Source organism: Sulfurihydrogenibium azorense Az-Fu1 (assembly GCF_000021545.1).
GTDB lineage: Bacteria > Aquificota > Aquificia > Aquificales > Hydrogenothermaceae > Sulfurihydrogenibium > Sulfurihydrogenibium azorense.
On sequence record NC_012438.1, the window covers coordinates 1467000 to 1493815 of the forward strand.

27 protein-coding genes and 1 CRISPR repeat array (1 of these 28 only partly in view) are annotated in these 26816 nt (G+C 33.7%); of the genes, 13 read left to right on the forward strand and 14 right to left on the reverse strand.

Features of this window, described 5'->3' with window-relative positions:
• Positions 1–7: 7 nt before the first annotated feature.
• From SULAZ_RS07695 to SULAZ_RS07715, 5 genes are read right to left on the reverse strand one after another with little or no spacing between them, the layout of a single operon-like run.
• Positions 8–1141, reverse strand: coding sequence for an NAD(P)H-dependent flavin oxidoreductase (locus tag SULAZ_RS07695; protein ID WP_012673963.1), 1134 nt, complete (start codon positions 1139–1141; stop codon positions 8–10).
• Between the two features lie 32 nt (positions 1142–1173).
• Positions 1174–1560, reverse strand: a complete 387-nt coding sequence (locus SULAZ_RS07700) for a hypothetical protein (protein WP_012674606.1) — start codon at positions 1558–1560, stop codon at positions 1174–1176.
• An 11-nt stretch (positions 1561–1571) separates the two neighbouring features.
• A complete protein-coding gene (locus SULAZ_RS07705) occupies positions 1572–2837 on the reverse strand; it encodes an MFS transporter (RefSeq protein ID WP_012673787.1) in 1266 nt (421 codons plus the stop codon).
• A 32-nt stretch (positions 2838–2869) separates the two neighbouring features.
• Entirely contained in the window at positions 2870–3718 is an 849-nt protein-coding gene (locus SULAZ_RS07710; protein ID WP_012674278.1) for a cytochrome c biogenesis CcdA family protein, read from the reverse strand.
• A 2-nt stretch (positions 3719–3720) separates the two neighbouring features.
• Positions 3721–4191, reverse strand: coding sequence for a TlpA family protein disulfide reductase (locus tag SULAZ_RS07715; RefSeq protein ID WP_012673559.1), 471 nt, complete (start codon positions 4189–4191; stop codon positions 3721–3723).
• Between the two features lie 137 nt (positions 4192–4328).
• On the opposite strand from SULAZ_RS07715, the gene nadA reads away from it, so the two are divergent.
• The gene (gene nadA / locus SULAZ_RS07720) at positions 4329–5249 is read left to right on the forward strand and encodes a quinolinate synthase NadA (protein ID WP_012675048.1); all 921 of its coding nucleotides are present in this window, start codon (positions 4329–4331) and stop codon (positions 5247–5249) included.
• Here the strand turns inward: nadA and SULAZ_RS07725 are convergent.
• From SULAZ_RS07725 to murC, 3 genes are read right to left on the reverse strand one after another with little or no spacing between them, the layout of a single operon-like run.
• Complete coding sequence (locus SULAZ_RS07725; protein WP_012674106.1) at positions 5239–6078, reverse strand: metal ABC transporter substrate-binding protein; 840 nt, start codon at positions 6076–6078, stop codon at positions 5239–5241. The two genes, nadA and SULAZ_RS07725, sit on opposite strands and share 11 nt — an antisense overlap.
• Positions 6079–6080: 2 nt before the next feature.
• The gene (locus SULAZ_RS07730) at positions 6081–7433 is read right to left on the reverse strand and encodes a nicotinate phosphoribosyltransferase (protein ID WP_012674064.1); all 1353 of its coding nucleotides are present in this window, start codon (positions 7431–7433) and stop codon (positions 6081–6083) included.
• Between the two features lie 2 nt (positions 7434–7435).
• On the reverse strand, positions 7436–8800 hold the full coding sequence (gene murC / locus SULAZ_RS07735; RefSeq protein WP_012674911.1) for a UDP-N-acetylmuramate--L-alanine ligase: 1365 nt from the start codon (positions 8798–8800) through the stop codon (positions 7436–7438).
• A gap of 56 nt (positions 8801–8856) precedes the next feature.
• On the opposite strand from murC, the gene SULAZ_RS07740 reads away from it, so the two are divergent.
• From SULAZ_RS07740 to SULAZ_RS07750, 3 genes are read left to right on the forward strand one after another with little or no spacing between them, the layout of a single operon-like run.
• Positions 8857–9744 carry a carbon-nitrogen hydrolase gene (locus SULAZ_RS07740; protein ID WP_012674962.1) on the forward strand — a complete coding sequence of 296 codons (888 nt, stop codon included), beginning with the start codon at positions 8857–8859 and terminating at the stop codon, positions 9742–9744.
• Positions 9745–9760: 16 nt separating this feature from the next.
• Complete coding sequence (cutA, locus tag SULAZ_RS07745) at positions 9761–10081, forward strand: divalent-cation tolerance protein CutA (RefSeq protein ID WP_012674251.1); 321 nt, start codon at positions 9761–9763, stop codon at positions 10079–10081.
• Positions 10078–10950: a slipin family protein gene (locus SULAZ_RS07750; RefSeq protein ID WP_012673660.1), complete on the forward strand. Its 873-nt coding sequence runs from the start codon at positions 10078–10080 to the stop codon at positions 10948–10950. The genes cutA and SULAZ_RS07750 overlap by 4 nt, the downstream gene beginning before the upstream one ends.
• On the opposite strand, the gene SULAZ_RS07755 is transcribed toward SULAZ_RS07750, so the two are convergent.
• Together SULAZ_RS07755 and SULAZ_RS07760 are read right to left on the reverse strand one after the other, a co-directional pair.
• The gene (locus SULAZ_RS07755; protein ID WP_012674869.1) at positions 10947–11318 is read right to left on the reverse strand and encodes a c-type cytochrome; all 372 of its coding nucleotides are present in this window, start codon (positions 11316–11318) and stop codon (positions 10947–10949) included. The genes SULAZ_RS07750 and SULAZ_RS07755 overlap by 4 nt on opposite strands.
• A 40-nt stretch (positions 11319–11358) precedes the next feature.
• Positions 11359–11682 carry a c-type cytochrome gene (locus SULAZ_RS07760; protein ID WP_012674651.1) on the reverse strand — a complete coding sequence of 108 codons (324 nt, stop codon included), beginning with the start codon at positions 11680–11682 and terminating at the stop codon, positions 11359–11361.
• 292 nt (positions 11683–11974) lie between these two features.
• On the opposite strand from SULAZ_RS07760, the gene SULAZ_RS07765 reads away from it, so the two are divergent.
• Both SULAZ_RS07765 and SULAZ_RS07770 read left to right on the forward strand, forming a co-directional pair.
• Positions 11975–12580 carry a peroxiredoxin gene (locus SULAZ_RS07765; RefSeq protein ID WP_012674430.1) on the forward strand — a complete coding sequence of 202 codons (606 nt, stop codon included), beginning with the start codon at positions 11975–11977 and terminating at the stop codon, positions 12578–12580.
• A gap of 36 nt (positions 12581–12616) precedes the next feature.
• Positions 12617–12937, forward strand: coding sequence for a hypothetical protein (locus SULAZ_RS07770; RefSeq protein ID WP_012674229.1), 321 nt, complete (start codon positions 12617–12619; stop codon positions 12935–12937).
• Here the strand turns inward: SULAZ_RS07770 and SULAZ_RS07775 are convergent.
• From SULAZ_RS07775 to SULAZ_RS07790, 4 genes are all read right to left on the reverse strand, one after another.
• The gene (locus SULAZ_RS07775) at positions 12934–14274 is read right to left on the reverse strand and encodes an MFS transporter (protein WP_012674994.1); all 1341 of its coding nucleotides are present in this window, start codon (positions 14272–14274) and stop codon (positions 12934–12936) included. The genes SULAZ_RS07770 and SULAZ_RS07775 overlap by 4 nt on opposite strands.
• Before the next feature lie 69 nt (positions 14275–14343).
• The gene (locus tag SULAZ_RS07780) at positions 14344–14526 is read right to left on the reverse strand and encodes a hypothetical protein (protein ID WP_012674653.1); all 183 of its coding nucleotides are present in this window, start codon (positions 14524–14526) and stop codon (positions 14344–14346) included.
• A 3-nt stretch (positions 14527–14529) separates the two neighbouring features.
• Positions 14530–18198 (reverse strand): ribonucleoside-diphosphate reductase subunit alpha, encoded by a 3669-nt coding sequence (locus SULAZ_RS08855; protein ID WP_012673957.1) that lies wholly within the window; start codon positions 18196–18198, stop codon positions 14530–14532.
• A 12-nt stretch (positions 18199–18210) separates the two neighbouring features.
• Complete coding sequence (locus SULAZ_RS07790) at positions 18211–19191, reverse strand: ribonucleotide-diphosphate reductase subunit beta (RefSeq protein WP_012675120.1); 981 nt, start codon at positions 19189–19191, stop codon at positions 18211–18213.
• Between the two features lie 196 nt (positions 19192–19387).
• Here SULAZ_RS07790 and SULAZ_RS07795 point away from each other — a divergent pair, with 196 nt between their 5' ends.
• The 7 genes from SULAZ_RS07795 to SULAZ_RS07825 all read left to right on the forward strand — a co-directional run bounded on the left by SULAZ_RS07795 (position 19388) and on the right by SULAZ_RS07825 (position 25977).
• Positions 19388–20023: a sulfite exporter TauE/SafE family protein gene (locus SULAZ_RS07795; RefSeq protein ID WP_012674070.1), complete on the forward strand. Its 636-nt coding sequence runs from the start codon at positions 19388–19390 to the stop codon at positions 20021–20023.
• 11 nt (positions 20024–20034) lie between these two features.
• Positions 20035–21426, forward strand: a complete 1392-nt coding sequence (locus tag SULAZ_RS07800; RefSeq protein ID WP_012673579.1) for an MBL fold metallo-hydrolase RNA specificity domain-containing protein — start codon at positions 20035–20037, stop codon at positions 21424–21426.
• An 89-nt stretch (positions 21427–21515) separates the two neighbouring features.
• The gene (locus tag SULAZ_RS07805) at positions 21516–22316 is read left to right on the forward strand and encodes a thiazole synthase (protein ID WP_012674292.1); all 801 of its coding nucleotides are present in this window, start codon (positions 21516–21518) and stop codon (positions 22314–22316) included.
• A 1-nt stretch (position 22317) separates the two neighbouring features.
• Positions 22318–23352, forward strand: a complete 1035-nt coding sequence (galT, locus tag SULAZ_RS07810; protein ID WP_012673872.1) for a galactose-1-phosphate uridylyltransferase — start codon at positions 22318–22320, stop codon at positions 23350–23352.
• Positions 23353–24786: a glycogen synthase gene (locus SULAZ_RS07815; RefSeq protein WP_012674854.1), complete on the forward strand. Its 1434-nt coding sequence runs from the start codon at positions 23353–23355 to the stop codon at positions 24784–24786. It begins immediately after the preceding gene.
• On the forward strand, positions 24783–25331 hold the full coding sequence (locus tag SULAZ_RS07820; RefSeq protein ID WP_012674682.1) for a DUF4912 domain-containing protein: 549 nt from the start codon (positions 24783–24785) through the stop codon (positions 25329–25331). Before SULAZ_RS07815 ends, SULAZ_RS07820 begins: the two co-directional genes overlap by 4 nt.
• Positions 25332–25341: 10 nt before the next feature.
• On the forward strand, positions 25342–25977 hold the full coding sequence (locus SULAZ_RS07825; protein WP_012674670.1) for a uracil-DNA glycosylase: 636 nt from the start codon (positions 25342–25344) through the stop codon (positions 25975–25977).
• 385 nt (positions 25978–26362) lie between these two features.
• A CRISPR array of direct repeats spans positions 26363–26816; the repeat unit is 29 nt; unit sequence GTTTTTTCCCGACTATGAGGGAATTGAAG; it runs 828 nt beyond the window's last position.

A 26816-nucleotide genomic window follows, 5' to 3' on the forward strand; every position in this document is an offset into this window, starting at 1 on the left:
TACCATCTTAAGTTTTTACTAAATCTACTTCTTGTGGTATCTCTTGCCCTGAAGGAATACCTTCAACTAACTCCCTTATAAGATCTTTTACATGTACAAGCCTTTTTATCCTATAACCGTTTGATCCAGAAAAGAATAGACCTGTTTCAACTTTTCCAAGGTATGCATCCCCAAGTCTATCTGCTATACAGTAGCCTACTTTTTTAGCTTCTTCTCCGTGGTTACAAGGGACTACACAGTTTGATATACATTTAACTTCTGGAGCTGTACCATTCTCTATATCTTTAATTAACTTGGTAACTATACCCCTTGCAGGATATCCAACAGGAGACTTTAAAAGAACTATATCTTCTTTTTTTGCATTTATTATAACTTTTTTAAACTCCATAGAAGCATCACACTCATACGTTCCTACAAATCTTGTTCCCATCTGTACGCCTGCTGCACCTTGAGAAATGTACCACTCAATATCTTCCTTACTCCATATACCACCTGCTACTATAACGGGAAAATCACCCCACATATCCCTCTCTTTTAAGACTTCTGGTAGTAAGTTTTCAAGTTGGTATTCTGGTTTAAAACAGTCTTCATAAGGAATACCTTGGTGTCCACCAGATAACGGCCCTTCTAAAACTACCGCATCAGGTAGTCTATTATACTTTTTCTTCCAGTGTTTACATATAACCCTTAATGCCCTTGCAGATGATACTATCGGCACTAAAGCAACATCAGACCCTTCAGCGTACTCTGGTAGTCTAAGAGGAAGTCCTGCACCTGATATTATAATGTTTGCTCCAGCTTCTATTGAATCTCTAACAACTCTATCGTAATCTGTAATTGCACAAAGTATGTTAACACCTATTACAGCCTTCTCTCCACCAGCAATCTCTTTAGCATCTTTTATTATTCTTGTTAAAGCTTCTTTATTGTGTATGTACTTACTACCTACTGGTCTTCCATCTTTTAGTTTTACGTAGTTAGGATACCTATAACCTGTTCCAACAGAAGACACGACACCAAGACAACCGTTTTTACTTACGTTTCCTGCCAAGTTTTCCCAAGATATTCCAACACCCATACCACCTTGGATTATTGGATACTGTATTTCATATTTTCCTATTCTTAAAGTTGGTAATGCCATTTTTTAAACCTCTCTTTTTAGTTAATATATAATTATAACTCTGGTAAAGCTTTTTTGGCTTTTAGGATATTTAAAATCTGTTTGTAAAACTCTGGTTCTCCAAGCTGAAATGCAAGACTATCTATTACGTACTTGTCTTTCTGCTTATAACCTTTTGCTATGTAATCTGCAACAAAGACACCAGGCCTTCTTTTATGCTCGTAAGCAAGTTGTCCTATAACTCCAATGTCATTTTTACTAATTTTATAAACAAAATCCATTCCTAGTATAGTTTTTACTGCAAAGTTTGAGAGTATATGGTCTTCTAAAGCTAGCCTTATAAGGTCTTCCTCATCTTGTTGGGTAGTCTCCTGCTGCAAATTTTCAACTTTAGTATTGTCTTGTGAGTCTTCAAAGTTAAACTTTACAACCTTAGCCATCTTACAGCTCCTTAGTAAAGTGGTTTATTTTTAGTCTCTTTTATAAACAATGTAGTGATAAACACGGCAAATGCAACGGCTGTAAGGTAAAATGAAGGAGATAAAGGATTTTGAGTTTTAGATATTAGGTAAGTTGCAACAATAGGAACAGTACCACCAAATATACCAAGTGCTATGTTATACCCTACAGAAAATGCAGTATTCCTCACGTCAGCTGGAAAAGTCTCTATCAAGAATGTAGGAAGTATAGCCATAAACCCTGAAGATATTACGGCAAACAAAACGTGGGCTACTATGATATTTGTAATATCTCCTGTCAGTATTAACTTAAAAAGAAAGACTGAAGATACAGAGTATAAAAATGTTGATACTAGTAAAAATAGTTTTCTACCTACCTTATCCGAAAGGTAAGCCATCACAGGTATAAGTAAGATTAAAACCGTCATTGCAAAACTGTTTATAAATAAAGCAGTGGAGGGTTCTATTTTTAATACTTTTTGATAAAAAGTAGGCAGGTACACAAACAGTAGGAAAAATGCAACTCCTTGCAAGGAGCTGTAAATAATTGATATTAAAAACTCTTTTGGATGATGGATAAAAGTCTTTAAAAGCGGATTTTTTGTTTTATTTTCCTCTTCAATAGCTAAGAATACAGGTGTTTCTTCTGCCTTTCTTCTAAGGTATATACCTACAAAGGCAAGGACTATACCAAAAAGAAAACCTATCCTCCATCCAAAAGTTTCTAAACTTTCTTTATCGAAGATAGAAGTAATAAAAGCTCCCATCAAGGACCCAAACATTATACCTATTACAGCTCCAAGGAGATTTATACTTCCATAAAACCCTCTCTTCTCAGCAGGAGAATGTTCTACAACAAAAGAAACAGATGTAGTATACTCTCCTCCTGTAGATATTCCTTGAAGTATTCTAAGGATTATAAGGAGTATAGGAGCTAAAACACCAATATCGTTGTAAGTGGGAAGTAGTCCTATAAAAAACGTGGGGAATGCCATTAAGAATATAGATATAATTAAGGCTTTTTTTCTTCCGTACTTATCACCTATATAACCAAGTATAACAGACCCTAACGGTCTAAAGAAAAAACCAACTGCAAAAGCTCCAAAAGATGCAAGTAGAGACGCAAACTCATTATCAGAGGGGAAGAAAAGTTTTGATAAAATAACAGCTAAATAACCATAGAGTGTAAAATCGTACCATTCTAAGATGTTGCCTACCATTCCAGATAGGGCAACCTTCTTTGTAGAAACGTTGGCCATCAACACCTCGGTTTTTTCATACTATTATAGCATTAACCGAGCATCGATGAGATTTTCTCAAAGTTTCCTGTCATTAAAAGAATACCTATAAGGATAAGAAGTATTCCTCCTGCAACCTCTATAAATAAAAAGTACTTTCTTACCACGGTAAAAAATTTAAAAAACAGGTTTATAGCAGCTGCAGTGAGTATAAAAGGTATACCAAGTCCCATAGAAAATGCGAACAGAAGAATCATTCCTTGGTTTACAGTCTCTTGCTGGGAAGCTACAAGTAATATTGCACCTAAAATAGGGCCTATACAAGGAGTCCATCCTAAAGCAAAAGCAAGTCCTACTAAAAAAGCTCCAATCGGACCAGGTGGTTTTTTCTTTACTTCCGTTGTTTTTTGCTCATACAAGATTTTATAAGCTCCAGAGAAGTAGAATACAACCAAAGATAGTCCAAGTAGAAAAACGAAAAATCCAGTATTAAAGTACTGTTTTAAAGATATTACTTCGTAAATGTAGTAAACCAAAGACAGCCCACTTACAGATAAAACAAACACTTTAGCTTTAGAAGATTGTAAAATACCAGTAAAGTGAATACCTAAAAGTATTACCACAATAGCAGCAATCTTTGATATAACAGATTTATACTCCTGTAAAAACTGACCTACAAATGTAGAAGCAGCTCCAAGTAAAGTAAAAACTAATGAAAACCCTAAAACAAAAGCTACAGCTGATATTACTGTTTGCCAGTCTATCTTTTTTTCTGTATCAGCAGAAGTTGCAGATACCCCAGAAATATAAGCAATATAACCCGGTATTATAGGAAGAACGCAAGGAGATAGAAAAGCTAAAACACCTCCCAAAAACGCAGCCCATACTGTTATGTTTTCCATCTTTAAGCTCCTTGTCTTTGAAGTTGTTTATCTATTGCTTCTTTTATCTTCTCTATTGGTTGTGGTCCTATAAAGATCTTCCCTATGGTGTTATCTTTCCCTAAAACGTAAGTTATAGGAGTACCTATTATTCTATATTTTTCCATAACTTGATAGTTACCTATTAAAACTGGAAAAGAAAAACCTATTTCTTTTTTACTTTTTTTGATTTTTTGAGGGTCTTCTGTATCTATGACTATAGCATAGAACTTTACTTTATCTTTGTACTGTTGGTATAGCTTTTCTAACTCCGGAAGCTCTCTTTTGCAAGAATGGCATGTAGTTGCCCAAAAGTTAAGTAAAACTACACTGTCTTTTAAGTCTGAAAGTTTTACAACTTTTCCGTCTTCATCTTTTAAAGTAAAGTCCGGAGCTCTCATCTCTCCAAAGGAAAATCCAAAGATTACAAGCAGTAAAATTAAAAATTTTCTCATCAAAATCCTCCGCTATACTATAAGATAAAAGTTAAAATTATTTAACCATAAACGAAATGATTTTTATCATCAGTTTTATTATTGAAGAAAAATCAATTATATTATAAATTATTAACAACTTTTTACGGAGGCGATTGGTGAATAACATTGTTGAAAGAATAAATCAACTTAAGAAAGAAAAGAATGCAGTTATTCTTGCCCATTACTATCAAAGACCTGAGATACAGGATATTGCAGACTACATAGGAGACTCTTTAGAGTTATCAAGGATAGCTCAAAAATCGGAAGCTGATATTATAGTTTTCTGTGGTGTCAGATTCATGGCAGAAACAGCAAAGATACTAAACCCTACAAAGAAAGTACTTCATCCTAATCCAGAAAGTGGATGTCCAATGGCAGATATGGCAACTGTAGAAGGAGTAAAAAAGTTAAAAGAGCAACATCCTGACGCAGTAGTAGTATCTTATATAAACACAAACGCAGATGTAAAAACAGTATCAGATATAATCGTTACTTCAAGAAACGCTGTTAAAGTGGTAAAGTCGTTAGACGCAAATAAAATAATATTTGTTCCAGACCAGTTTTTGGGAAGTTATGTGGCAAAACAGGTTCCAGAAAAAGAGTTTATACTCTGGAAAGGATTTTGCCCTCCCCACTTTAACCTTTCAAAAGATACACTCCTTGCATTAAAAAAACAGTATCCAGATGCTAAAATAGCAGTTCATCCTGAGTGCAACACAGACACAGTAGAAATAGCAGATTTTGTAGGAAGTACAACTCAAATAATAGAGTACGCAACAACCTGTGAAGCTGACACTGTAATAATAGGTACAGAAGTAGGTATACACCATTACCTTAAAAAGAAAAATCCCAACAAAACTTACGTTTTTCCTCAAGCTGCAGACTACTGTGGCTCTGTACACTGCTGTGATATGAAGAAAAATACCCTTGATAAAGTTTTAGAAGTTTTAGAAAAAGAGACTAACGAAGTTATCTTGGATGAAGATACTATACAAAAGGCGAGAGTACCTCTGGAAAAAATGCTGGCTATTGTGTAGCCAGCTCCTTATAAACTTGGTCTATGTTAAACCTCATCATCTCAATGTAAGAAGAATTTTCTCCCATCGTATCTAAGAAAACCACTTTTCCACCTACTTGGTCTAACACAACTTTCACTGTTTTAGAATTGTAAAACTGTCTTGATGTAAATACTGTTTTTACATTATACTTTTTCATTTTTTGAATTACTTCTAAGATATGTTTAGGAGTAGGCTCCCTTCCGTGTCCCATCTCTATCTCTGCTAAGTACACCAAACCAAATCTGTTTACAAAGTAAGGAAACTCGTAGTGATATGATACAAAGTATTTATTCTTTAAGGTTGAAAGTTTAGTTTTACCGTAGTTTAAGACTTCATCACACTGTTTTATAAAGTTTTCAGCATTTTTTTGGTAAAAGTCTTTGTTTTTTGGGTCCTTTTTAGAAAGTAAAGAGGATATTTCCTTAGCTATAACTTTTGCGTTTTGAGGGTCTAACCAAACAGCTGGATGAACTTCGTTATGGTCTTCTTCTTTTATAAGATAGATTCCTTTTATATCAATAACTTTTAGTACATTACCTTTCGGAAGAGATTTTACTATACTGCTTACATTTGGTTCTCCTGAACCGATGAAAATAAAAACATCTGCTTTATAAACTTTTTTTACATCTTGAGGTTTGTATTCATAAAGGTGAAAATTTACATTTGGTGGTATTAAGTACTCTACTATTACTTTATCTTTTCCTACTTCTTTTACTATATCAGCAAGGGGTTTTATTGTTGTTATAACGTTTACTTGGGCAAAAGAAGGAAGTATAAATAAAAATATCAAAGTGTATATAAATCTCATAACTAGCCTCCGGATTTAATTGATTTTCTTAAATCTTCTGTGATTTTTATAAGTCTTGGAGATATTTCTGGATTGATTGTCATGTGCTGGGTAATAGATTTAAATGTGTCTGGCAGAGTCTTAAAGTTTATCAACGTTTTCTCTCTTATCTCATGGAGAGAAGGAGTATTCCTTACAAGCTCCCCATCTTTAATGTAAAGTTTTAACATTTTTACACCATCTTCTATATGTTCATCAAAATGGCTTACTATGTCTTTTAGTATCTTTTCATTTTTAAAAACTCTATAGAGCTGCTTTTTATATGGTACTGTCATTTTTTTCGTACTTAGTTTCATCTTCGGTTTTCCGTCATACTCAACTAACTTGTAAGCACAGTCTAAATAGGGAAGGTCTGCACTTGTAACAAGTTCTGTTCCTACTCCATAGCCATCTATTGGGGCTTTTTTATCTACAAGTTCTTTTATCTTGTACTCGTTTATACCACCACTGGCAAATATTATTGCATCTCTAAAACCGTTTATATCTAAAAGTTTCCTTGCCTCTCTTGATAAGGCTAATAAATCTCCACTGTCTATTCTTATACCTTTTATTCTTATGCCTTTTTTCTTTGCTACTTTTATGGCATTTTTTACACCTTCTATAGTATCGTAAGTATCTACTAAGAATATGGTATTTTCAGGGTAAACTGATGCAAAATTTTCAAAAGCTTTTTCTTCACTTTCGTGAGCCATAACAAACGAATGTGCCATCGTTCCATAAATTGGTATTCCAAAGATTTTTCCAGCTAAGACATTTGAAGTTCCTGAGAAACCCGCTATATAACTGCTTCTGGCTGCAATCATTCCTGCATCAGTTCCGTGAGCTCTTCTCAGTCCAAAATCTATTAAAATTTTATCTGAAGCTACACTATAACATCTTAAAGCTTTTGTTCCTACTAAGATAGATATTTGTAATGTATTTATTAAAAATGTTTCTATAATCTGAGCCTGAATTATTGGAGCTTCTACTTGAACTATAGGCTCGTTTGCAAATACAATTTCTCCTTCATCTACAGCGTAGAGGTTACCTGTGAATTTAAAATCTTTTAAGTAATTTAAAAAATCTTCTTTAAACTTTCCAGTTGACCTTAAAAACTCTAAATCTTCTTCCGTGAATTTTATATTTAATAGATAATCTATCAGTAAATCCAGTCCAGTAAAAAGAAAGTAGTTTCTCTTATTAGTTGGTCTTATAAAGAAGTTAAATACGGCTGTTTTATTTAAACCTTTTTCAAAGTAAACTTGAGCCATAGTAAGCTCGTAAAGGTCTGTAAGTAGAGACATATTATCATAGTCAACAAATCTTTTATTTAACATTCTTAACGTCTTTCCTCTAAGTACTTTGATAAATTATCACTCAGCTGTGTTATGTTTCCAGCTCCCATTGTTAAAACAACATCACCGTTTTTTATTATACTTTTTAACAAACTCTCAGCCTCGTTTACATCTTTTACGTAAAAGACGTTATTCCTTCGTTGTCTTATCTTGTCTGCTAATAACTGTCCTGATACACCTTCTATAGGGTTTTCTCCTGCTGAGTATATATCTGTTATGATAACAATATCAGGTATATCAAAAGATTCTACAAATTCGTCAAACAAAGAGTAAACCCTACTGTATCTATGGGGTTGAAAAACGGATATTATACGGTTTTGACCATACATATCTCTGGCAGCTGAAAGGGTTGCTTTTATCTCGGTAGGATGGTGTGCATAGTCATCTATTACTAAAATTCCATCACTGTATTTAATCTCAAACCTTCTTTTTGCGTTTTTAAAATTTTCTAAAGACTCTTTTATAACACAGAAAGGAACTCCAAGCTCGTTGCATATAGAAATAGTAGCAAGAGCGTTGTATACGTTATGAATACCCGGAACTGATAGATGTATCTCTCCAAAATCGTTAATTTTAAACTTATACCTTCCGTTTACAAGCTTTAAGTCGTACCCTCTAATATCTGCATCTTTAGAAAGTCCAAATTTAATAATTTTTCTCTCTATTCTTGGAATTATACTTTTTACATTTTCATCATCAATATTAGCAACTACAAACCCGTAAAAAGGTACTTTGTTGGCAAATTCAACAAATGCATTTTTTATATCTTCCAAATCTTTATAAAATCCAAGATGCTCTAAATCTATGTTGTTTATTGAAACAATTGTAGGAGTAAGTTTTAAAAATGACCCATCACTTTCGTCAGACTCTGCTACTAAAAACTCTCCTCTCCCTAACTTTGCATTACTTCCGTATGCCTCTAACTTTCCGCCTATAACTACCGTTGGGTCAAAACCTGTTTTACCTAAAACTGTTCCTACCATTGACGTTGTAGTAGTCTTCCCATGGGAGCCTGCTATAGCAATACCGTACTTAAATCTCATTAACTCTGCAAGCATCTCTCCCCTTGGAATAGTAGGAATACCCAGCTCCCTTGCCTTTTTTAACTCTGGATTGTCTGGTTTTACAGCAGAAGAGTAAACAACAACATCAACATCTTTAACATTATCTTCACTATGTCCTATGTATACTTTTGCTCCAAGCTCTCTTAACCTTTGTGTTGTGTAAGACTCTTTTAAATCACTTCCTGAAATTGTATAACCTTGGTTTAAAAGGAGCTCAGCAATTCCATTCATACCAGAACCACCGATACCTATAAAGTGGATCCTTCTGATTTTACCTCTAAACAATGACTCATCCCCTACGAAAAATAGTTAAAATATTATAAAACGTTTTGAGGTGGAAGATGGATAAAGTAAATGTTGGACTTATTCAGATGAGGTGTAGCGATGATTTAAATGAAAACTTTGAAAAAACAGTAGAAAAGATAAAGTCTTTAGCAAAAAGTGGAGCTAACATAGTATCTACTCAAGAACTTTTTAAATCAAAGTACTTTTGTCAAGTTGAAGATTGGGAGTATTTTAAACTTGCTGAAGTAGTTAACGAAGATAGCCCTACTATAAAAACGCTACAAAAAGTCGCAAAAGATAACAACGTTGTAATAGTAGCATCACTGTTTGAAAAAAGGACTGACGGAATTTATCACAACACAGCTGTAGTAATAGATGCAGATGGCAAATACTTAGGAAAGTATAGGAAAATGCATATTCCGGATGATCCTCACTTTTACGAAAAGTTTTACTTTACTCCCGGAGATTTAGGGTACAAAACTTTTAAAACAAAGTACGCAGACATAGGGGTTTTAATATGCTGGGACCAGTGGTACCCAGAAGCTGCAAGGTTAACAGCTCTGTCAGGAGCAAAGATAATATTCTACCCTACAGCTATAGGTTGGCTTCCTTCAGAAAAAGAGCAATTTGGAAAACAACAGTACAACGCATGGGAAACAGTTCAAAGGGGACACGCAGTTGCAAATGGTTGCTATGTAGTAGCAGTAAATAGAGTAGGATTTGAAGCCAGTCCAGATGGAAACGAAGGAATAGAGTTTTGGGGACAGAGCTTCGTATCAGACCCTTATGGAGAACTTTTATTAAAAGCGTCGATTGATAAAGAAGAAGAGTTGATTTGTGAAATAGATTTGTCTATAATAGATTCTGTAAGAACTACATGGCCATTTTTTAGAGATAGAAGAATAGACAGCTATCAGGATATAACAAAAAGATTTATAGATTAAACAGGGGGGTTATAATATGAGCTATATAGTAGTTTTGATAACTACATCTTCCTTTGAAGAAGCAAAAAAGATAGCAAATTACTTAGTTGAAAATAAGTTGGCAGCATGTGTTAACATTATTGAAAAAGTTAACTCAATATTCTTCTGGAAAGGGAATATAGAAAATTACGATGAATCATTAATGATAATAAAGACAAAAAAAGACCTGTTTGAAAAACTAAAAGAGGAAGTAAAAAAACTACACAGTTATACAGTCCCTGAAATAATAGCCCTTCCAATCATAGATGGGTCAGAGGATTACCTAAACTGGATTGAAGAAACGGTAGGACAAAGATGAAAGATTTAATCCCTTTTTTAATTTTTGCAGTTATATTTATAGTATCAATCTTAGGATTTGATAACATTGTATCGCTTTTATCAGAGTTTGGAGGTGTGATAGCTATGGTAGGATTTTTACCGATTTTAGTTGTACTTTTGATAGTGTTTGTAGCTACATCAGTTAAGATTGTAAACGAGTATGAGAGAGCTGTAATATTTAGACTTGGTAGAGTTTTAGGTAAGGCTAAAGGTCCCGGTTTATTTATACTTATTCCATTTATAGACAAAATGGTTAAAGTAGATTTAAGAGTAGTTACTATGGACGTTCCTACACAGGATGTAATTACAAAAGATAACGTATCTGTGCAAGTTGACGCAGTAGTTTACTTTAAAGTTATAGACCCAATAAAAGCAGTAGTTAACGTGGAAAACTACCTCTATGCAACATCTCAAATATCTCAAACAACCTTAAGAAGTGTATGTGGTCAGGCAGAGTTTGATGAATTGTTATCCCAAAGGGATAAAATAAACGCAAAATTACAAGAGATAATAGACCAAGAAACAGACCAGTGGGGTGTTAAGGTTGTAGCTGTAGAGTTAAAAAGGATAGACATTACCGAGGAGTTAAAAAGAGCGATAGCCAGACAAGCAGAAGCTGAGAGAGAAAGAAGAGCTAAGGTTATACAGGCCGAAGCAGAGTATCAAGCTGCCCAAAAACTTACAGAGGCTGCTGAACTCCTTGCAAAACATCCACTGGCAATACAGCTTAGATACTTAGAGACAATATCAACAGTAGGTCAGTATAGCTCAAACACTATACTTTTACCTTTACCAGTAGAACTACTTGACATAATCAAGAGTTATAAAACCGATAAAAAGGAGTGTTAGTAAAACTCAGAGCTGTCAGGAGATAGATCTTTGTAAATTTTCTTTTTTTGTTCTTCTTTTTGAGAATGTATTAAAACATACTCTGCAAGTTTTAATGCATCTTGGTAAGGGATATTATAAGGTGGCATGTATGCAAATCCGGGCCAGTTAGAAGGGTTTGGCTTTATTATAAGTTTTGCAACTTTTTCTACTGCTGATTTACTTGTACCGTACCTTTGAGATATTTCTTTAAAGGATGGCCCAGTTTTTCTCTCAAATGGGTCATGGCAAGCATTACAACCATGTTTTATATAAAGATCTTTACCTTCATTAGCATAAATTACAAAAATATACACAAATATTAAAATAAAACCGTATAAAACTTTCATATTAGGATAAAAAAAGGGGGGAATACCCCCTCTTAATTAATTACTTGTGTGAGAGTATAAATTCAGCTAAAGCTTTTAATTCGTCGTCTTTCATAGCTTTAGTTGTGTTGATTTGTGGCTTCATTACAGCTTCTTTTGCAGGGTCAACTACAGCTTTTCCTTGACCTTTTAAGAACTTGATAAGGTTAGCTTCTTTACCTGCGTAAGCAGCAGCTATCTTCTTTAAAGATGGTCCTACAGTGTCAGCAGCTGCTTGGTGGCAGGCTGTACAACCTTTTGATTGGAAAAGAGCTTTTCCATCTGCTGCAAAAGAACCTGCAGCCATTACTGCAACTGAAAGTGTAGATAAAACTAACTTCTTCATGCTACATACCTCCTGTTAAAAATTTTCAGTGATATAAAATATCCTATTCAACTTTAAAAGTCAATTACAGCTTTTTAATTTAAATTTCGATTTTATATTAAGCAAACATTATGCCAAAAAATTATTCGTTATGAGTAGAAAAAATTTTAAAACAACGTTTCATTTTGCAAAAATTCAAAAAATGTTGCAAAAGTATAAAAAATACTTTAACTTTATGATAGTAATCATTTTAAAACCTTATTAAGAATTGTTATTATTAATAGTGTAAAAAACTTTAAAGGGAGGTATTATCATGGAAGAAAAAGTAATCTTGGTAGGTCAGCAAGTTCCAGACTTTGAAATGGAAACTTATGAACCCGCAACAGGAAAGTTTGGAAAGTTTTCATTAGCAGATGCTAAAAAAGAAAACAAATGGACTATTTTATTCTTCTATCCTGCAGACTTTACATTTGTATGTCCAACCGAGCTTGCAGACTTAGCTGAAAAGTATGAAGAATTAAAGAAGTTAGGAGCTGAGGTTGTTTCTGTATCTACAGACACTAAGTTTGTTCACCTTGCATGGCATAGGGATGAAAAACTCTTAGCTAACGTTAAGTATCCAATGGGAGCTGACCCAACAGGAAAAATCTCAAGAATGTTTGGAGTTTATGACTGTAATACAGGACTTGCTTTAAGAGGAACTTTCATCATAAGCCCTGAAGGTAAACTTGTATCTTCAGAAGTTAACTTCTACAACGTAGGTAGAAATGCAGATGAGTTAGTAAGAAAGATGAAAGCTAACGCTTACTTAATGTCTCATCCAGAAGAAGCTTGCCCTGCTAAGTGGGAACCTGGAAAGAAAACTTTAAAACCATCGGAAGAGTTAGTAGGACACGTTTACGAAGCTCTTCAAGACTAATAAAATACAAGGGGCTCTTTGCCCCTTTTATAAAGCATGATAAAGTATAGACTAACAAGATTTTACCCTCAAAAAATAGAGATAGAGATTTTAGACACTCAAATCATCTCAATGTTTCCTATAGAAATACAAGAACATCCAACCTTTGGATTTATAAAAAGGGTATGGCAAACTCAAGATACTGTTTACGATGTAGAAAACTATACTGATGAATACAAAGAAAATCTATCTTCAACAAAGACTTACATCAAGTTAAAAGATAGTGTAATGAAGCAAATTTTAGAAGGTTTATCTGAGTTTAAAATCATCCTTTACTATCAAGATAAAGAAGATATTTACCAAGTTAAAAGAGTTTAAGTAATATCTTCTATTGATTTTCCTTTTGCCTCTACACCAAATTTAGACCATAATAAGAATCCTAAAAAACCTACAAGCCAAAAGGTTGTTAAACCTATTATAGAGTATTTGTAATTTATTCCAGCTAAAAAAGTGAGTAAAGGAGGAGATAGCATTCCTGATATTCTTCCTATCACAGAAAGAATTCCTATCGCAGTAGCTCTCAAGTATGAAGGATAAACTTCCATAGCAGATACGTAAGCAACACTGGCAAAAGAGTAAGCAAATAAAGAGTATATAAAAACAGTAGTGTAAATATCTTGAGAAAATAAAAACATTGTAGATAAAAGCATTGATATTAAAGCAATAGTTGTCCCAGTTGTTTTTCTTCCTATCTTATCAGATAAAAATGATACAACCAATCCCCCTATAAATCCTCCAACGCTTGCATAGAGAAGAAGCTTAGGTATTTCAGTTGTAGGAAGGTTATACTCATTTGTTATAACAAGTGGTAGTATTGTTATAAAACCGTAGTAAGTTGTGAGTATTGTAAAACTCATAGTAGTTCCAAATAAAAATCTTCCTTTGTATCTTTTAAAGATAATTTTTATAGCATCGTATAAGCTTCCTTCAAATACTGGGACTTCACACTCTTTCTTTATGGGTTTTACTTTGTACTTCTTTTCAAGACTTTCTACTATCTGATGAGCTTTATCTATGTAGCCTTTCGATATTAGCCATCTTGGAGATTCTGGAATAAAAAATCTAACTACTACTATTAACAAAGCAAGTACTCCTCCGAATAAAAAAGCAAATCTCCAAGCTTTTTCTTCAGGAAGATGAGAAAGTAGATATATTCCCGTTAGAGATGCCATAATACTACCTAAATTCCAAGAAGCTGTTAAAAGGCCGTCAACTCTACCTCTGTATTTGGAAGGTACAAACTCATCTATGGCAGAGTGTATTGCAGAAAACTCTCCACCAAGTCCAAGACCTGTTATAAATCTAAAAAACAGTACCTGATAGAAAGAGTCAACAAATCCAGTTAAAAATGTTCCTAAAGAGTATAAAAGAAGAGTTATAAAGAATATCTTCTTTCTACCGTATCTATCTGCAAGATAACCAAATATAAAAGCACCTACTAAAGCACCTACTAAAAAACTGCTTACAAGCCATGAAGATTCAAATGTAGAAAGGTTAAGACTTTTTGACATAGATTTTAGTACAACACTAACAATAACCACTTCAAAAGCATCTAAAATCCACGTTATACCTAAAGCCAGTATAAACTTAGTATGAAAAGGTGTCCACGGAAGGTTATCTAACCTACAAGTAATGTCAGTTTTTATGTATTTCAATTTAAGACTATCCTTAAAATTTGTTTTGTAAAATTTTAACGTTTTTGATGGAAAGATAAATGTTTTAAATCAGGATTTTTTCTTCAACTTACTTCCAAGAAGTAATCTACCCTCTTTTTCTTGCATACAAGATTTATAGGCACACATTCTACAGAGTATATCGTTTGGATTGTATCCTTTGGAATAACCGGAGGATATAACCTCCTCCGGTAGATTTTCTATCTCTTTTTCTAAATCTTCTTTTTTTATCATTATCTATTCACAACTTGGACATATTTTTGCAAGTAATGGGTCTGTTGGACAGCCTTCTATATTGCCGCTTTTTACAGCATCTACAACTTCATCTCCGTACTTTTCCCTTGCCTGTCTTTCAATCTCCTCAAGCTCTTTTTCTAACTCTTTATCGTTCCTTTTTGCAAGTCCAAAACCTCTTCTTTCTCCACGTTTATTGACATTCAGTGTGTATTTTTCGCCTTTAACTGTCTTGTCTATAAAGCAGTAGTAAGTGGATTTTAAACCTTTTTCCCATGCGTACATATATATATCTTCCATCTTGTCTCTTAAATCTTCTTCAATGTATAAAGATTTAGATACAGCTTGGTCTATGTACTCTTGAAATGCAGCTGCTATGTCTATCTGTCTGTAAGGTGATACTTCGTAAGCCGTTTTGTATAGAGATTTGTCTATCTTACCGTCCAACTCTTCTATATACTGAATACTTCCTTGGTGAGCTTTTATCTTTTCTGCTAACTCTTCAGACCATAATCCTTTTTCTTCTAACTCTTTCATCAGTGGTTTGTTTATCACTATAAACTTTCCTGACAGTGTGTCCCTTGAGAATATGTTAGAGAAGTAATTATCTATACTTGAAGATGTACCAGCTATTATTGATATGGAAGCTGTTGGTGCAACTGCTAGTAAAACAGCGTTTCTTCTTGGTGGGTAGTTGTAGTTTGCTTCGTAGTAGTGAGGGAATGCTCCCCTTTCTTTTGCTAACTCCTCAGATTTTGCGTAAGTTACCTCTCTCATAAACTTAGCTATCTTTCTTGCTGTTTCAACTGCTTTATCACTGTCGTAAGGAATGCCTAACTTTATTAGTGCTTCGTGGAATCCCATAACACCTATACCGATAGGTCTTAAATCCATAGTATTCTTTCTTGATTCTTCTGATGGATAGAAGTTTTTATCAAGGATGTTGTCTAAAGCTACTACCATAGTTTCTAATGTATCTTTTAGCTTATCCCAATCAAAATCAGATTTATCTTCTTTTACATGTCTTGCTAAATTAACAGATGCCAAAGTACAAACTGCAGTACTCTCTGGAGAGTTTGGAATCGAAATCTCTGTACATAAGTTAGAAGAGTTTATAACACTATACTGTGGGCAAGGGTTTTTTTCGTTGTGTCTGTCCTTAAATGTAAGCCAAGGATGTCCCGTTTTTGCAAGTTTAAATAGGTACTTTTTATAAAAGTCTCTACTATCTATCTTTTTCCAGAGTTTTAATTCTCCTTTCTCTGCCTTTTCTATACAACTTTCATACTCTTTTTTAAACTCTTCTCCCCAAGCTGTAACTAACTTTGGACATTCTGCTGGGTCAAATAGGTAAATAGGTTCTCCTTCTTTTATTCTTCTCATAAGTTCATCTGGCATCCAGAGAGCAGTATTGAGAGAAGGTGTTCTAAAGTAAGGGTTTCCTGTAGTTTCTCTCAAATCTAAGAATGCTTCTACATCTAAATGCCAAGGTTGTAGGTACATAACTTGGGAGCTTCTTCTTCTACCACCTTGCTGAATTGCGTTAACTATAGTATCAAAGATTTTTATAAACGGTATTATTCCTGATGATTTTGCGTTAAGGGAGTGTATCTTTGAGCCTGTTGCTCTTATTCTTGTTACGTCTGTTCCTACTCCTCCTGCGTATTTTGCTAAAAACGCCGTTTCTTTTGCTTTATCCATAATAGACTCTAAAGAGTCATCGATGACGTTGACATAGCAGTTATGTGCCGCAACTAAGTTAGCTGCAAAGCTATGGTCTCCTTTTACTTCAAAATCATAAACAGTTCCATCAAAAATTTCTTTTTCCACCTTTGTTATTTTATAAAAAACAACATCCTTGTATTTAAATCTATAACTGTTTATTTTAGTTTTATCTGGTTTTGCCGTTATTTTATGAGTATCTTTGTTTATAAGTCTTATTAAATCTTCACTATCATTTATGGATATGTAAACAGAATAAGGGTCTTCTGTTGCAAGATGATTTTTTGAGGCTTTTGATATTCTAGGTAAACTTCCTATTCTTAACAAGATGTGGAATATTTGGTAAATAAGAGATTTATTTGATAGTGTAAGTCTATATCCATCTTTCACAGCTGTAGCATCTCCTCTAAATAAACCTACTATTAACCCTTTCTGAACCTCAGGATGTGCAAGCATTATCTCCGGAGGAAGGATTTTCTTATTAAATCCGGTTCCTACTAAATTTTTAATAAATTGGGATAGATACGTGCTGTTTAGAGTAATTCTTACTGAATTATCCTTATTATGTGCTACAGTTGGATTGATATCAAAAAGTTTTTTACTTAAAGAGATAACATCTTCAATAAACTCCTTATCTTTAACTCCAAAAGTAAACACAGTAGAAAGTTTATTTCCAGATTTATTAATATAACCTTCAGCAAGATAATAACCTAAAAATCTCATAAAATCATAATCAATTTTTATCTTACTTTTAACTTTGTTTATTTGACCGTTAAATTCTGGAGTTCTCTTTTGTTTATCATGATTTATCTTGTGTATGTATCCATCCTTCTCTACTAAGTAAGGGTTATCAATGTAATCTAAGATATTTAGCTCAACTTTTTCACTTATACCTTTTGGGTATGGGATAACTATGTAATCTCCAGCTTCTATATCTTTTGCTTCAACCCATTTTAAATTTTCTAACAAGTTAGTTTCAACTTCTTCACATATATAAGCGTACTGTCTCTTAACAGGATAACATTTTTCAGTATTTTGATAAGGAGGACAGACTTTAACAAATTTTCTATCACACTCTACATCTTCTTTTTTTAAAACTAAAAATCTGTGGTCATCTGTTGCTTTTACAGTTTCCTCTCTACCCCATAATCCCCAAACATAAAGTTTGTAAAGTTCTCTTTGATACTTTCTACTGAATAAACCTGAAACAACTTTATAGTTTCCTTCAGCTGTAAGAACAACATCCCCAATTTTAACATCTTCTATATTCTTTACTCCATCTATTGTTATAACAGGTGTTCCTGCAGGGAAACATGAGCTGTACTGGTTTGTAAGGGTTCCTGAGTTAAAGAGGGTTGGTGTTGAGTGTAGGTACTCAAGATTTGAAAGTTTGTTGTAAATCTTTATTATCTCATCTTCTGTGTTGCCTATTCCCATAGCAACTCTCATAAAGAACCACTGGGGCTTTTCTATTGTCTCAAAGTCTCTATCTTTCATTAGGTATCTATCTTTTAATGTAGAAAGACCAAAGTAATCAAGATTGTAATCCCTTGAGTAATCTATGGATTTTTCTAATCTATCTATATCAAACTGTAATAACTCTGGTTTTAAAAGTTTCTCTTCTACGGCATAGTTTATATAGTCTTTAAAAGAGTTAAACCTTCTATCTATTCTTCTGTTTATTATCTTTAAAAGCTGCCTTGTTGCAAGTGTATCGTATATGTAATTTTTTGGTATAAGGTGCTCTATGGCTTTTAATACAAGGTAATCAAGCTCTTCTGTTGTAACCTTTTCCGGGATTTTTAAATCAAGTTCCTTTGCAACTTTAAACACTATCTCGTAATCATCAGGTAGCTCCAATCCTTCTAAAAGTGCGAAAATAGCATCTACAAGTTTTTTCATCTGAAACTTTTCTACACTTCCATCCCTCTTAACAACTATTCTTTGCATAAAACCTCCTCCTTAAAAGTTTGTGTACTCTGTAGATGATACTTCAAAGAAGTTTGTTAACTTTTTAACATCTTCCTTTTGTAAGAATTTAAGAGGGTTTTGGTCTATACCAAACTGAGGGTCAAAGCCAAGTTCTACAAGTCTTCTATCTGCTATGTACTTCATATACCTTTCAAGTTCGTTGTAAGATACTCCAAATATGGTTGTACCTCCGAACTTTGTTTTTAGGTAGTTAAGTTCAAGCTCTACAGCATCTATAATAGACTGCCTTATGTTTTCAACAAAATTGTAATCATCTACAATCTCTGGATTCTCCTCTACCATCGTAAGAATGGCTTCTATACCGTTTTGTAGATGTAAAGACTCGTCAATTAGTATAAGCTCTACCCCTGCAACTACGTTTTTCATCTTTCCTGTGTCTTTCATAGCAAAGAAATGTGCAAAAGCTGAATAGAAAAACAGACCTTCCTGTATGATGTTATTCAAAAGGATAGAGGTAAGTATCTGTTTTTTTCCTTCTAATGTATCAGGGTCTGCTTTACCGTAAGTTATTCTGTCAACAGCTCTGACTATCAACTCTTGTTTTTCTTTTAAAAGCTTGTCTTCAAGGGTGATGTTGTAAATTTTTTTCCTATCCATATCGAAAGAGTTAAGGATTATCTCAAAGAAGTCTGAGTGAATGTTTTCCATAAACATCTGAGTTGAAAAACTCATTTTTGCGTAAGGGTCTGTAAGTACCGGGAAAAATCCATTTCCTAAAACATTTTGAACCAATAACTCTGAAGATGCAAAGTATCCAACTGCAGAATCAAAAAGGTCTTTTTCTGTAGGAGTTAAAGATTTGTAATCTAACACGTCTTGTTGTATGTTAAGCTCCTCAGGGAACCAAACAGCTTTTTTCTGTTTTGTATACAGCTCCCTAAAAACTGGATACTTAGGATTTTCTGTAAGTCTGATATTGTCTCTAACTGAAGTTTTACCGATGAGTGCCATGATGCACCTCCACTATATATAGTTTGTTTTTATAAGTATAACACTACATATAGTGTTTGTCAAAAAATTTTTTGCCGTTTTAAATCAATCACTTAAAAATTTTTATCTTAACTAAGATTTTGATTTTTAAATCTATTGACTGAGTAATTTTTTTCCTTTATCTTATTTATCAAACATAACTGTTTAAGGTGCTTGTTTGCTTGAATACTTTATGATTCTCTTAGGCGGGTTTTTAGGGTCTTACCACTGTATTGGAATGTGTGGAGCTATTCCTACACTCATTATCTATAAAAATTTTTGGGTAGGTAATATCCTTTATAACTTTGGAAGGGTTTTTACTTACGTGTTTCTTGGATTTTTAGCAGGACTGCTTGGAATGTACTTTCACAATTTTGAGTTTCAAGTATTTCAAAAAGGTTTATCCATATTTTTAGGTATAGGAATGGTTGTGTTTGGACTGCAGGTTGTAGGAAGTATAAAAGAAAAAGGCGTTCCCTTTTTAGATGTGATATTTTTTACAATATCTGATATGTTAAACGCATTTAGAAAATCTCCTTTCTTTTTAGGTATGTTTAACGGTTTTCTACCTTGCCCTTTAGTGTACGCTTTTTTAATGAAGGCTGTTTTAGACAAAGACCCTTTTAAAGGTATGCTTACGATGTTTTTCTTTGGCCTTGGAACGATTCCTGCCATGTTATTTTCTTCAAAATTGATAGCTTCCATATCTCCAGCTACCAGAAAAAATTTGTCTAAGTTGGCAGGAGTTATTATCATTATTTTTGGTATTTGGACAATACTAAGGGTTTTTGGAATAGGACATCATCACCATTAAAGGAGTTTTTCATGATAGTTCAATCGTTTGGTGGATCAGAAGGTGTAACAGGGTCGTGTCATTTAGTTAAAGTTGACCATATGAACATACTTATAGACTGTGGAATGTTTCAAGGTTTAGATGAAGACAAAAACTATGAACCTTTTGGATTTAACCCTAAAGAGATTGATTACCTTATCCTTACCCATGCCCACATAGACCACTGTGGAAGGATTCCTTTACTTGTTAAACAAGGATTTAGAGGAAAAATAATATCTACACGACCTACTTACGCAGTTGCAAGGATAATGCTCTTAGATGCTGCAAAAGTTATGGGAGAGGAGTATAAAGTTAACTATAAGAAAGCTTTAAGAAAAGGAAAACCAGAAGAAGCCAAACCTCCTTTGTACGATGAAGATGACGTATTTGAGTCAATGGAGTACTTCAAAGTATTACTTGATTACAACGAAAAGTACAAACTGTCAAAAAATGTTGAAGTAGTTTTTAGGAATGCAGGACACATACTTGGAAGTGCTTACGTTGAACTTACAGTTAGAGAAAACTTTAACACAAAAAAAATTATATTTTCAGGAGACTTAGGAACAGATGATAAACTTGTAATAAAGCCAATAGATTACCCTAAAGGAGCTGATGTTTTATTTATAGAATCTACATACGGAAACAGAAACCACAGACCTTTAGACCAAACTATAGAAGAGTTTAAAGCTGCTATTATAGAAAGTTTTAAAGATGGAGGAAACATAGTAATACCTACATTTGCATTAGAGAGGGCTCAAGAGATACTATTTATACTTAGAAAGATGTACGATAACGGAGAACTCCCAAAGTGTAAAATCTTTTTAGATAGTCCTTTGGCAATCTCTGCAACTAAACTTTTTCTACAGTTCCCAAACCAGTTAAACGGAGAAGTTTTAAGTTATTTAAAGAGAGGAGCAAATCCGTTTGTATTCCCATGGGTTTACTTTACAGAGTCTGTAGAAGCGTCAAAGAAAATAAACGATATAGAGTCAGGAGCTATTATACTAGCAGGAAGTGGAATGTGTAACGGTGGAAGGATAAAACATCATCTAAAACACAACCTATGGAGAGAAAACTCTTCTGTTATTTTTGTGGGATACCAAGCCAAAGGAACGTTAGGTAGACAGATTGTAGATGGTGCAAAAGTTGTAAAAATATATGGAGAGGAAATAGCAGTAAAAGCAAGAATTTACACAATAAACGGTTTTTCAGCCCATGCTGACCAAAAAGTCCTACTAAAATTTATAAAATCTACAAAAGACTTACAGTCTCTGTTTTTAATTCACGGAGAACCAGAAGTAATGCAAGTATTTAAAGGAAAAATAAAAGAAGAGACAAAATTAAACCCTCACATAGTAAAGTTAAAAGAATATGTATATATTTAGGTTAGTAAAAGTTTACTTTACTTTACTTTTTGAGAGTGATAAAATAAAGCCTAAATTTTAATTATACGAATAACCTCAGGAGGTTTTCAATGTTTGATTTAGAAAAGTTCTTAGAGGAAGATAAACTTGTTATAGGTGGAAAGGCATTTAAATCAAGATTAATAGTAGGGTCCGGAAAGTACAAAGATTTTAAAGAGACAAAAGAGGCAACTGAAGCTTCTGGAGCTGAGATGATAACAGTTGCAGTTAGAAGGGTTAACATTACAGACCCAACAAAAGAAAACCTACTTGACTACATAGACACAAAAAAAATAATGATATTACCAAACACAGCAGGATGTTATACTGCAGAAGAAGCAGTGTTAACAGCAAGACTTGCAAGGGAAGCTTTAGGCCACGGATTTGTAAAACTTGAAGTTATAGGAGACCAAAAGACACTTTATCCGGATATGGTAGAAACTTTAAAGGCAGCAGAAATACTTGTAAAAGAGGGTTTTACAGTTTTACCTTATATAACAGATGACCCAGTAATGGCAAAAAGGTTTGAAGATATAGGATGTGCAGCTGTAATGCCACTGGCAGCTCCTATAGGGTCTGGTCTTGGACTTCAAAACCCTTACAACATCCTATTTATAAAAGAAGCTGTAAAAATACCTGTAATAGTTGACGCAGGAATAGGAACAGCCTCTGACGCTGCAATGGTTATGGAGCTTGGAGTTGATGGTGTACTTATGAACACTGCAATAGCCGGTGCAAAGGACCCAATAAAGATGGCAGTTGCTATGAAACATGCAGTGATAGCCGGAAGACTTGCCTACCTTGCAGGAAGAATACCTAAAAAGATGTACGCATCTGCTTCTTCTCCAACAGAAGGAATAATAGGAAGATAAAATGTCCGAATTTAGATACAACTACCTAAAAGATACGTGGGTTATAATAGCTACAGAAAGGTCAAAAAGACCTCACGACTATAATGTCTCTATCTATGAAGAGCCCATCACAGACATATCTAAATGTCCCTTTGAGTACGGAAACGAAGACAAAACCCCTCCTGAAATATTTGCAATTAGACCTGATGGCTCAAATCCAAACACTCCCGGATGGCTTACAAGAGTTTTTCCCAATAGATATCCTGCACTGAGGATAGAAAACTCTCCAATATCAGAAGGTTATTACATCTTTGATAAAAAAGGTGGTTTTGGTGCCCACGAAGTAATCGTAGAAACACCCGACCATTTTAAACACATTCAAGATTTTGACCAACAAGATTTTATAAATATGTTTATAACCTTTCGAGAAAGAATTAAATCCCTTTACAACGATTACAGGATAAAGTACATTCATATTTTTAAAAACCATGGAAAAGAAGCAGGAAAAAGCTTAGTCCACTCCCACAGTCAGCTCATAGCCCTTCCAATGATACCAAAACAACCATTTACAATGATTTTACAGTCTAAAAAGTACTTTTTAGAAAAAGAAAGATGTTATACCTGTGATGAGATAAAGTTAGAGTCTCAACTTGGTGAAAGAGTCATATACGAAAATGAAAACTTTATATCCTACTGCTCTTACGCAAGCTTATACCCGTTTGAAATTAAAATAGCTCCCAAATACCATAGGCACGACTTTTCTACAATAACAGAAGATAAGATGAAAGACCTTGCAGATGTAATGAGATTTACAGTAAAGAAACTGGATAAAACTTTGATTAACCCTCCTTTCAATATGGTTCTTTACTCAGCTCCACCTTACAGAGACGATACTATAAACAAAGAGATTTTTAACCATATAAACAACTACTTTCATTGGCATATAGAGATACTACCTCGTATAACCACACTTGCAGGATTTGAACTTGGAACTGATTATTATATAAACCCCACTCCTCCAGAAGAAGCCGCTAAGTTTTTAAGAGAGGTAGTATAGATGAAAGTAGTATTTGCATCAAGTGAGATTTACCCGTTTGCAAAAACAGGAGGACTTGCAGATATAAGTGGGTCTCTGCCAAAGGAGATAGCTAAAAAAGGTATAAAAGTCTTTGGGTTTATGCCTCTTTACAAAACAGTTGACATAGAGAAACATAAAATCAAACCTATAAACGTTTACATAGATGTTTTTTTAAACGGTAGAACCTATACATTTGAAGTTTATAAATTGATAGATAATGTTATATTTTTCTTTTTAAAAAATGATGAACTTTTTGGAAGAGACTACCTTTATGGAACACCAGAAGGAGACTATCCAGATAACGATGTAAGATTTGGTGCTTTTTCTTATGCAGTAATGGAGTTTATAAAAAAAGAAGAACTAGACCCAGATATAATACACGTCAACGACTGGCAAACATCTTTAATACCTGTTTTAACTTACTACAAGTACAACTGGCACCATGTTAGAACTGTACTTACAATACATAACTTAGCATACCAAGGAATATTTGATAAATTTGCTATAGAAAGACTTAATCTTGGATGGGATTTATTCCATATGGAAGCTCTTGAATTTTACGACAAAGTGAACTTTTTAAAAGGTGGAATTGTCTTTAGTAGTGCAATCACAACTGTTAGTCCTACTTACGCAAAAGAGATACTAAAACCTGAATATGGATTTGGATTAGACGGTTTACTTAGAAAGTACGAAAATAAACTCTACGGAATAATAAACGGTATTGACTACAACGTATGGAACCCAGAAACAGACAAGTATATATACGAAAATTACTGTGAGTACACAATAGAAAAGAAATCTATAAATAAAAAGTTATTTTTAAAAGAGACTAACTTAGAAGGAGAAGAAAAACCTTTATTTATTTTCATAGGAAGGCTTGCCCAACAAAAAGGTATAGACCTGATAAAAGACTCTATAGAAGAGCTCTCCAAACTACCTATAAACCTTGCCATATTAGGCAGTGGAGATAAAGAGTATAACGACTTTTTTGAAAGTATTAAAGGAAAGTATGAAAATATATTCATAAAAGTTGGATATGATGAACCTTTTAGTAGAAAGATGTACGCAGCTGGAGACTTTCTTTTAATGCCTTCTTTGTTTGAACCCTGTGGTTTAAACCAGATGATAGCTATGAGATACGCGACTCTGGTAGTTGCCCGTAAAACAGGAGGTTTAAACGATACAGTAGTAGATATATCACAACCAGATGGTTATGGAATACTCTTTGAAAACCCAAATAAATACGAGTTTTTAAACGCTATAAACAGAGCCATAGACCTATATAACAACAAACAGAAGTTTTTAGAACTTCAAAAGAGAGTAATGGGATTTGACTTTTCAATAGAAAGTACAGCCCAAAAGTATATAAAACTTTATGAAAGCCTAAAATACAGTAGAGAGGTTGTCTTATGAACGAGATAATAAAACTAAGCATCCAAGAAGATAACCTTTCAAGTCATATATTACACACAAAAGACGAAATCTTAAAACCTCAAACACAAGACTACTCAATTCCTCCAAGATTTGACATTACAAAGATAGTTATCTTACCTGTAAACCCATCTAAATTTTACACTTACTGGTTTATAAAAGAAGACCTAAAAAAACAACTTGAAAACAAGACTCTAAGAATAAAACTATTTGTAGAAAACCAAGAAGTTTTAGACATGCCAGTATCAAACACCGATGGAGAGCTGTACCTTTACTATCATGCACCTTTTAAAGAGGTTTTTTGTATCCTGTGCTACATAGAAAACGGAGAATGTGTAGAAATAGCAAAGTCTAACATATTTATTGCACCATCTGATATTATAAGTCAAGATAAAGAAGAAGTATGGTACAACAAAGCCAAAAAAGAAACTACAACAAAGCCATCTATCTACAAAGATGAAGACTTTATTAAATATGGATTTTACACGACCAAAAAACATTTAAACCAGACCCCTACATCTAAGTAAAGGATACAACTTGAACCTAAAAGATTTTTTAAAAGTAATGAAAGATATGGGTTTTAATGAGGTTATAGTTGATAACAATAGCCCACTCAATGAAAAAATAAAACTTTTAAATCAAATCAACCAAGAAATCCAAAACTGCACAAAATGTGATTTACACAAAAACAGAAAACAAGCAGTTTTAGGAGAGGGAAATCCAAACTCTCCAATAATGTTTATAGGAGAAGCTCCGGGAGAAGAGGAAGACAAACAAGGCAGACCTTTTGTAGGTAGAGCAGGACAGCTACTAACAAAAGCTATAGAAACAGCAGGGTATAAACGAAGTGATGTTTACATTGCAAACATAAACAAATGTAGACCACCAAACAACCGAACCCCAACGATAGAAGAACAAGAAGCATGCTTTCCATACCTTAAAAGACAAATAGAGATAATCAACCCTTCTGTTTTATGTTTACTTGGTGCAACTGCCTACAGAGGAATATTTAAAAGAGAAACCAAAATAACAAAAGAAAGAGGCAGCATATTAGACTATGAAGGTAAAAAAGTATATATAACTTACCATCCGGCTTTTGTATTAAGAAACCCACGAGAAGAGCCTACATTTTTTGAAGATATAAAAAAAGCTTTAGAGCTTGCTTTTAAGTGAGTTTAGTTAAAAAAGTTTTTAGCATACTTATAAAGTATAAAGTGTTGCATAGAAAAGGAAAATTTGTTATACTTTTTATATATATTTTTTAAGACCTTGACAAGTGAATAAGTGAAACCCACTTAAATTTTTGAGAAATAAAGGAATTTTGCTACTTGATATTAAGTATCGTTTAGCTTTGCATCGTGAAAACAGAAAATATATTATTGTAATATTCAAGTATTGATACGGGTGAAAGTGGGAATATAATAGAAAATATATTTGCATTATGTGAGCTACGATGCAATTAACCTCAATTTGCGAGTGGTTAACGAAAATAAAAACTACCTGCAAATCAGCGTCATTGCTTGATTAATAGCTTTTTTAATTTTTGAAAAATTAACGGGTTTTTTCCCGACTATGAGGGAATTGAAGGATTCGATGTGATTCATTAATAATAAGTACTTAGCTGTTTTTTCCCGACTATGAGGGAATTGAAGGGATAATAAGGAAAAATTTAATAATCTTATAAAGGGGGTTTTTTCCCGACTATGAGGGAATTGAAGCTGGAATCAAAACATTCCACATCCCTGTCTCACATTGTTTTTTCCCGACTATGAGGGAATTGAAGTTGATATTCTATACTAAAATCACTTGTTGGTATTCGGTTTTTTCCCGACTATGAGGGAATTGAAGTGGGTGCTGGAAGGCTAGAAGAAGACAGCTTATCTTGTTTTTTCCCGACTATGAGGGAATTGAAGATCTCAAGGCCCGCAGCAATTTCTAAATCTTGAATATCGTTTTTTCCCGACTATGAGGGAATTGAAGATTATCTAACTTATATAAGTGGAAAATGTAAC

What these genes read in the sequence shown, in the direction of transcription:
- SULAZ_RS07725 (WP_012674106.1), bottom strand. Translation starts at nt 6,078, where the DNA reads ATGAGATTTATATACACTTTGATATTTTTATTTATACTTCCTTCTTTT.
- SULAZ_RS07750 (WP_012673660.1), top strand. Translation starts at nt 10,078, where the DNA reads ATGAAAGATTTAATCCCTTTTTTAATTTTTGCAGTTATATTTATAGTA.
- SULAZ_RS07805 (WP_012674292.1), top strand. Translation starts at nt 21,516, where the DNA reads ATGTTTGATTTAGAAAAGTTCTTAGAGGAAGATAAACTTGTTATAGGT.
- SULAZ_RS07700 (WP_012674606.1), bottom strand. Translation starts at nt 1,560, where the DNA reads ATGGCTAAGGTTGTAAAGTTTAACTTTGAAGACTCACAAGACAATACT.
- cutA (WP_012674251.1), top strand. Translation starts at nt 9,761, where the DNA reads ATGAGCTATATAGTAGTTTTGATAACTACATCTTCCTTTGAAGAAGCA.
- SULAZ_RS07755 (WP_012674869.1), bottom strand. Translation starts at nt 11,318, where the DNA reads ATGAAAGTTTTATACGGTTTTATTTTAATATTTGTGTATATTTTTGTA.
- SULAZ_RS07800 (WP_012673579.1), top strand. Translation starts at nt 20,035, where the DNA reads ATGATAGTTCAATCGTTTGGTGGATCAGAAGGTGTAACAGGGTCGTGT.
- SULAZ_RS07730 (WP_012674064.1), bottom strand. Translation starts at nt 7,433, where the DNA reads ATGTTAAATAAAAGATTTGTTGACTATGATAATATGTCTCTACTTACA.
- SULAZ_RS07710 (WP_012674278.1), bottom strand. Translation starts at nt 3,718, where the DNA reads ATGGAAAACATAACAGTATGGGCTGCGTTTTTGGGAGGTGTTTTAGCT.
- SULAZ_RS07820 (WP_012674682.1), top strand. Translation starts at nt 24,783, where the DNA reads ATGAACGAGATAATAAAACTAAGCATCCAAGAAGATAACCTTTCAAGT.
- SULAZ_RS07790 (WP_012675120.1), bottom strand. Translation starts at nt 19,191, where the DNA reads ATGGCACTCATCGGTAAAACTTCAGTTAGAGACAATATCAGACTTACA.
- SULAZ_RS07740 (WP_012674962.1), top strand. Translation starts at nt 8,857, where the DNA reads ATGGATAAAGTAAATGTTGGACTTATTCAGATGAGGTGTAGCGATGAT.
- galT (WP_012673872.1), top strand. Translation starts at nt 22,318, where the DNA reads ATGTCCGAATTTAGATACAACTACCTAAAAGATACGTGGGTTATAATA.
- SULAZ_RS07715 (WP_012673559.1), bottom strand. Translation starts at nt 4,191, where the DNA reads ATGAGAAAATTTTTAATTTTACTGCTTGTAATCTTTGGATTTTCCTTT.
- SULAZ_RS07760 (WP_012674651.1), bottom strand. Translation starts at nt 11,682, where the DNA reads ATGAAGAAGTTAGTTTTATCTACACTTTCAGTTGCAGTAATGGCTGCA.
- SULAZ_RS07780 (WP_012674653.1), bottom strand. Translation starts at nt 14,526, where the DNA reads ATGATAAAAAAAGAAGATTTAGAAAAAGAGATAGAAAATCTACCGGAG.
- SULAZ_RS08855 (WP_012673957.1), bottom strand. Translation starts at nt 18,198, where the DNA reads ATGCAAAGAATAGTTGTTAAGAGGGATGGAAGTGTAGAAAAGTTTCAG.
- SULAZ_RS07765 (WP_012674430.1), top strand. Translation starts at nt 11,975, where the DNA reads ATGGAAGAAAAAGTAATCTTGGTAGGTCAGCAAGTTCCAGACTTTGAA.
- SULAZ_RS07695 (WP_012673963.1), bottom strand. Translation starts at nt 1,141, where the DNA reads ATGGCATTACCAACTTTAAGAATAGGAAAATATGAAATACAGTATCCA.
- SULAZ_RS07770 (WP_012674229.1), top strand. Translation starts at nt 12,617, where the DNA reads ATGATAAAGTATAGACTAACAAGATTTTACCCTCAAAAAATAGAGATA.
- SULAZ_RS07705 (WP_012673787.1), bottom strand. Translation starts at nt 2,837, where the DNA reads ATGGCCAACGTTTCTACAAAGAAGGTTGCCCTATCTGGAATGGTAGGC.
- SULAZ_RS07815 (WP_012674854.1), top strand. Translation starts at nt 23,353, where the DNA reads ATGAAAGTAGTATTTGCATCAAGTGAGATTTACCCGTTTGCAAAAACA.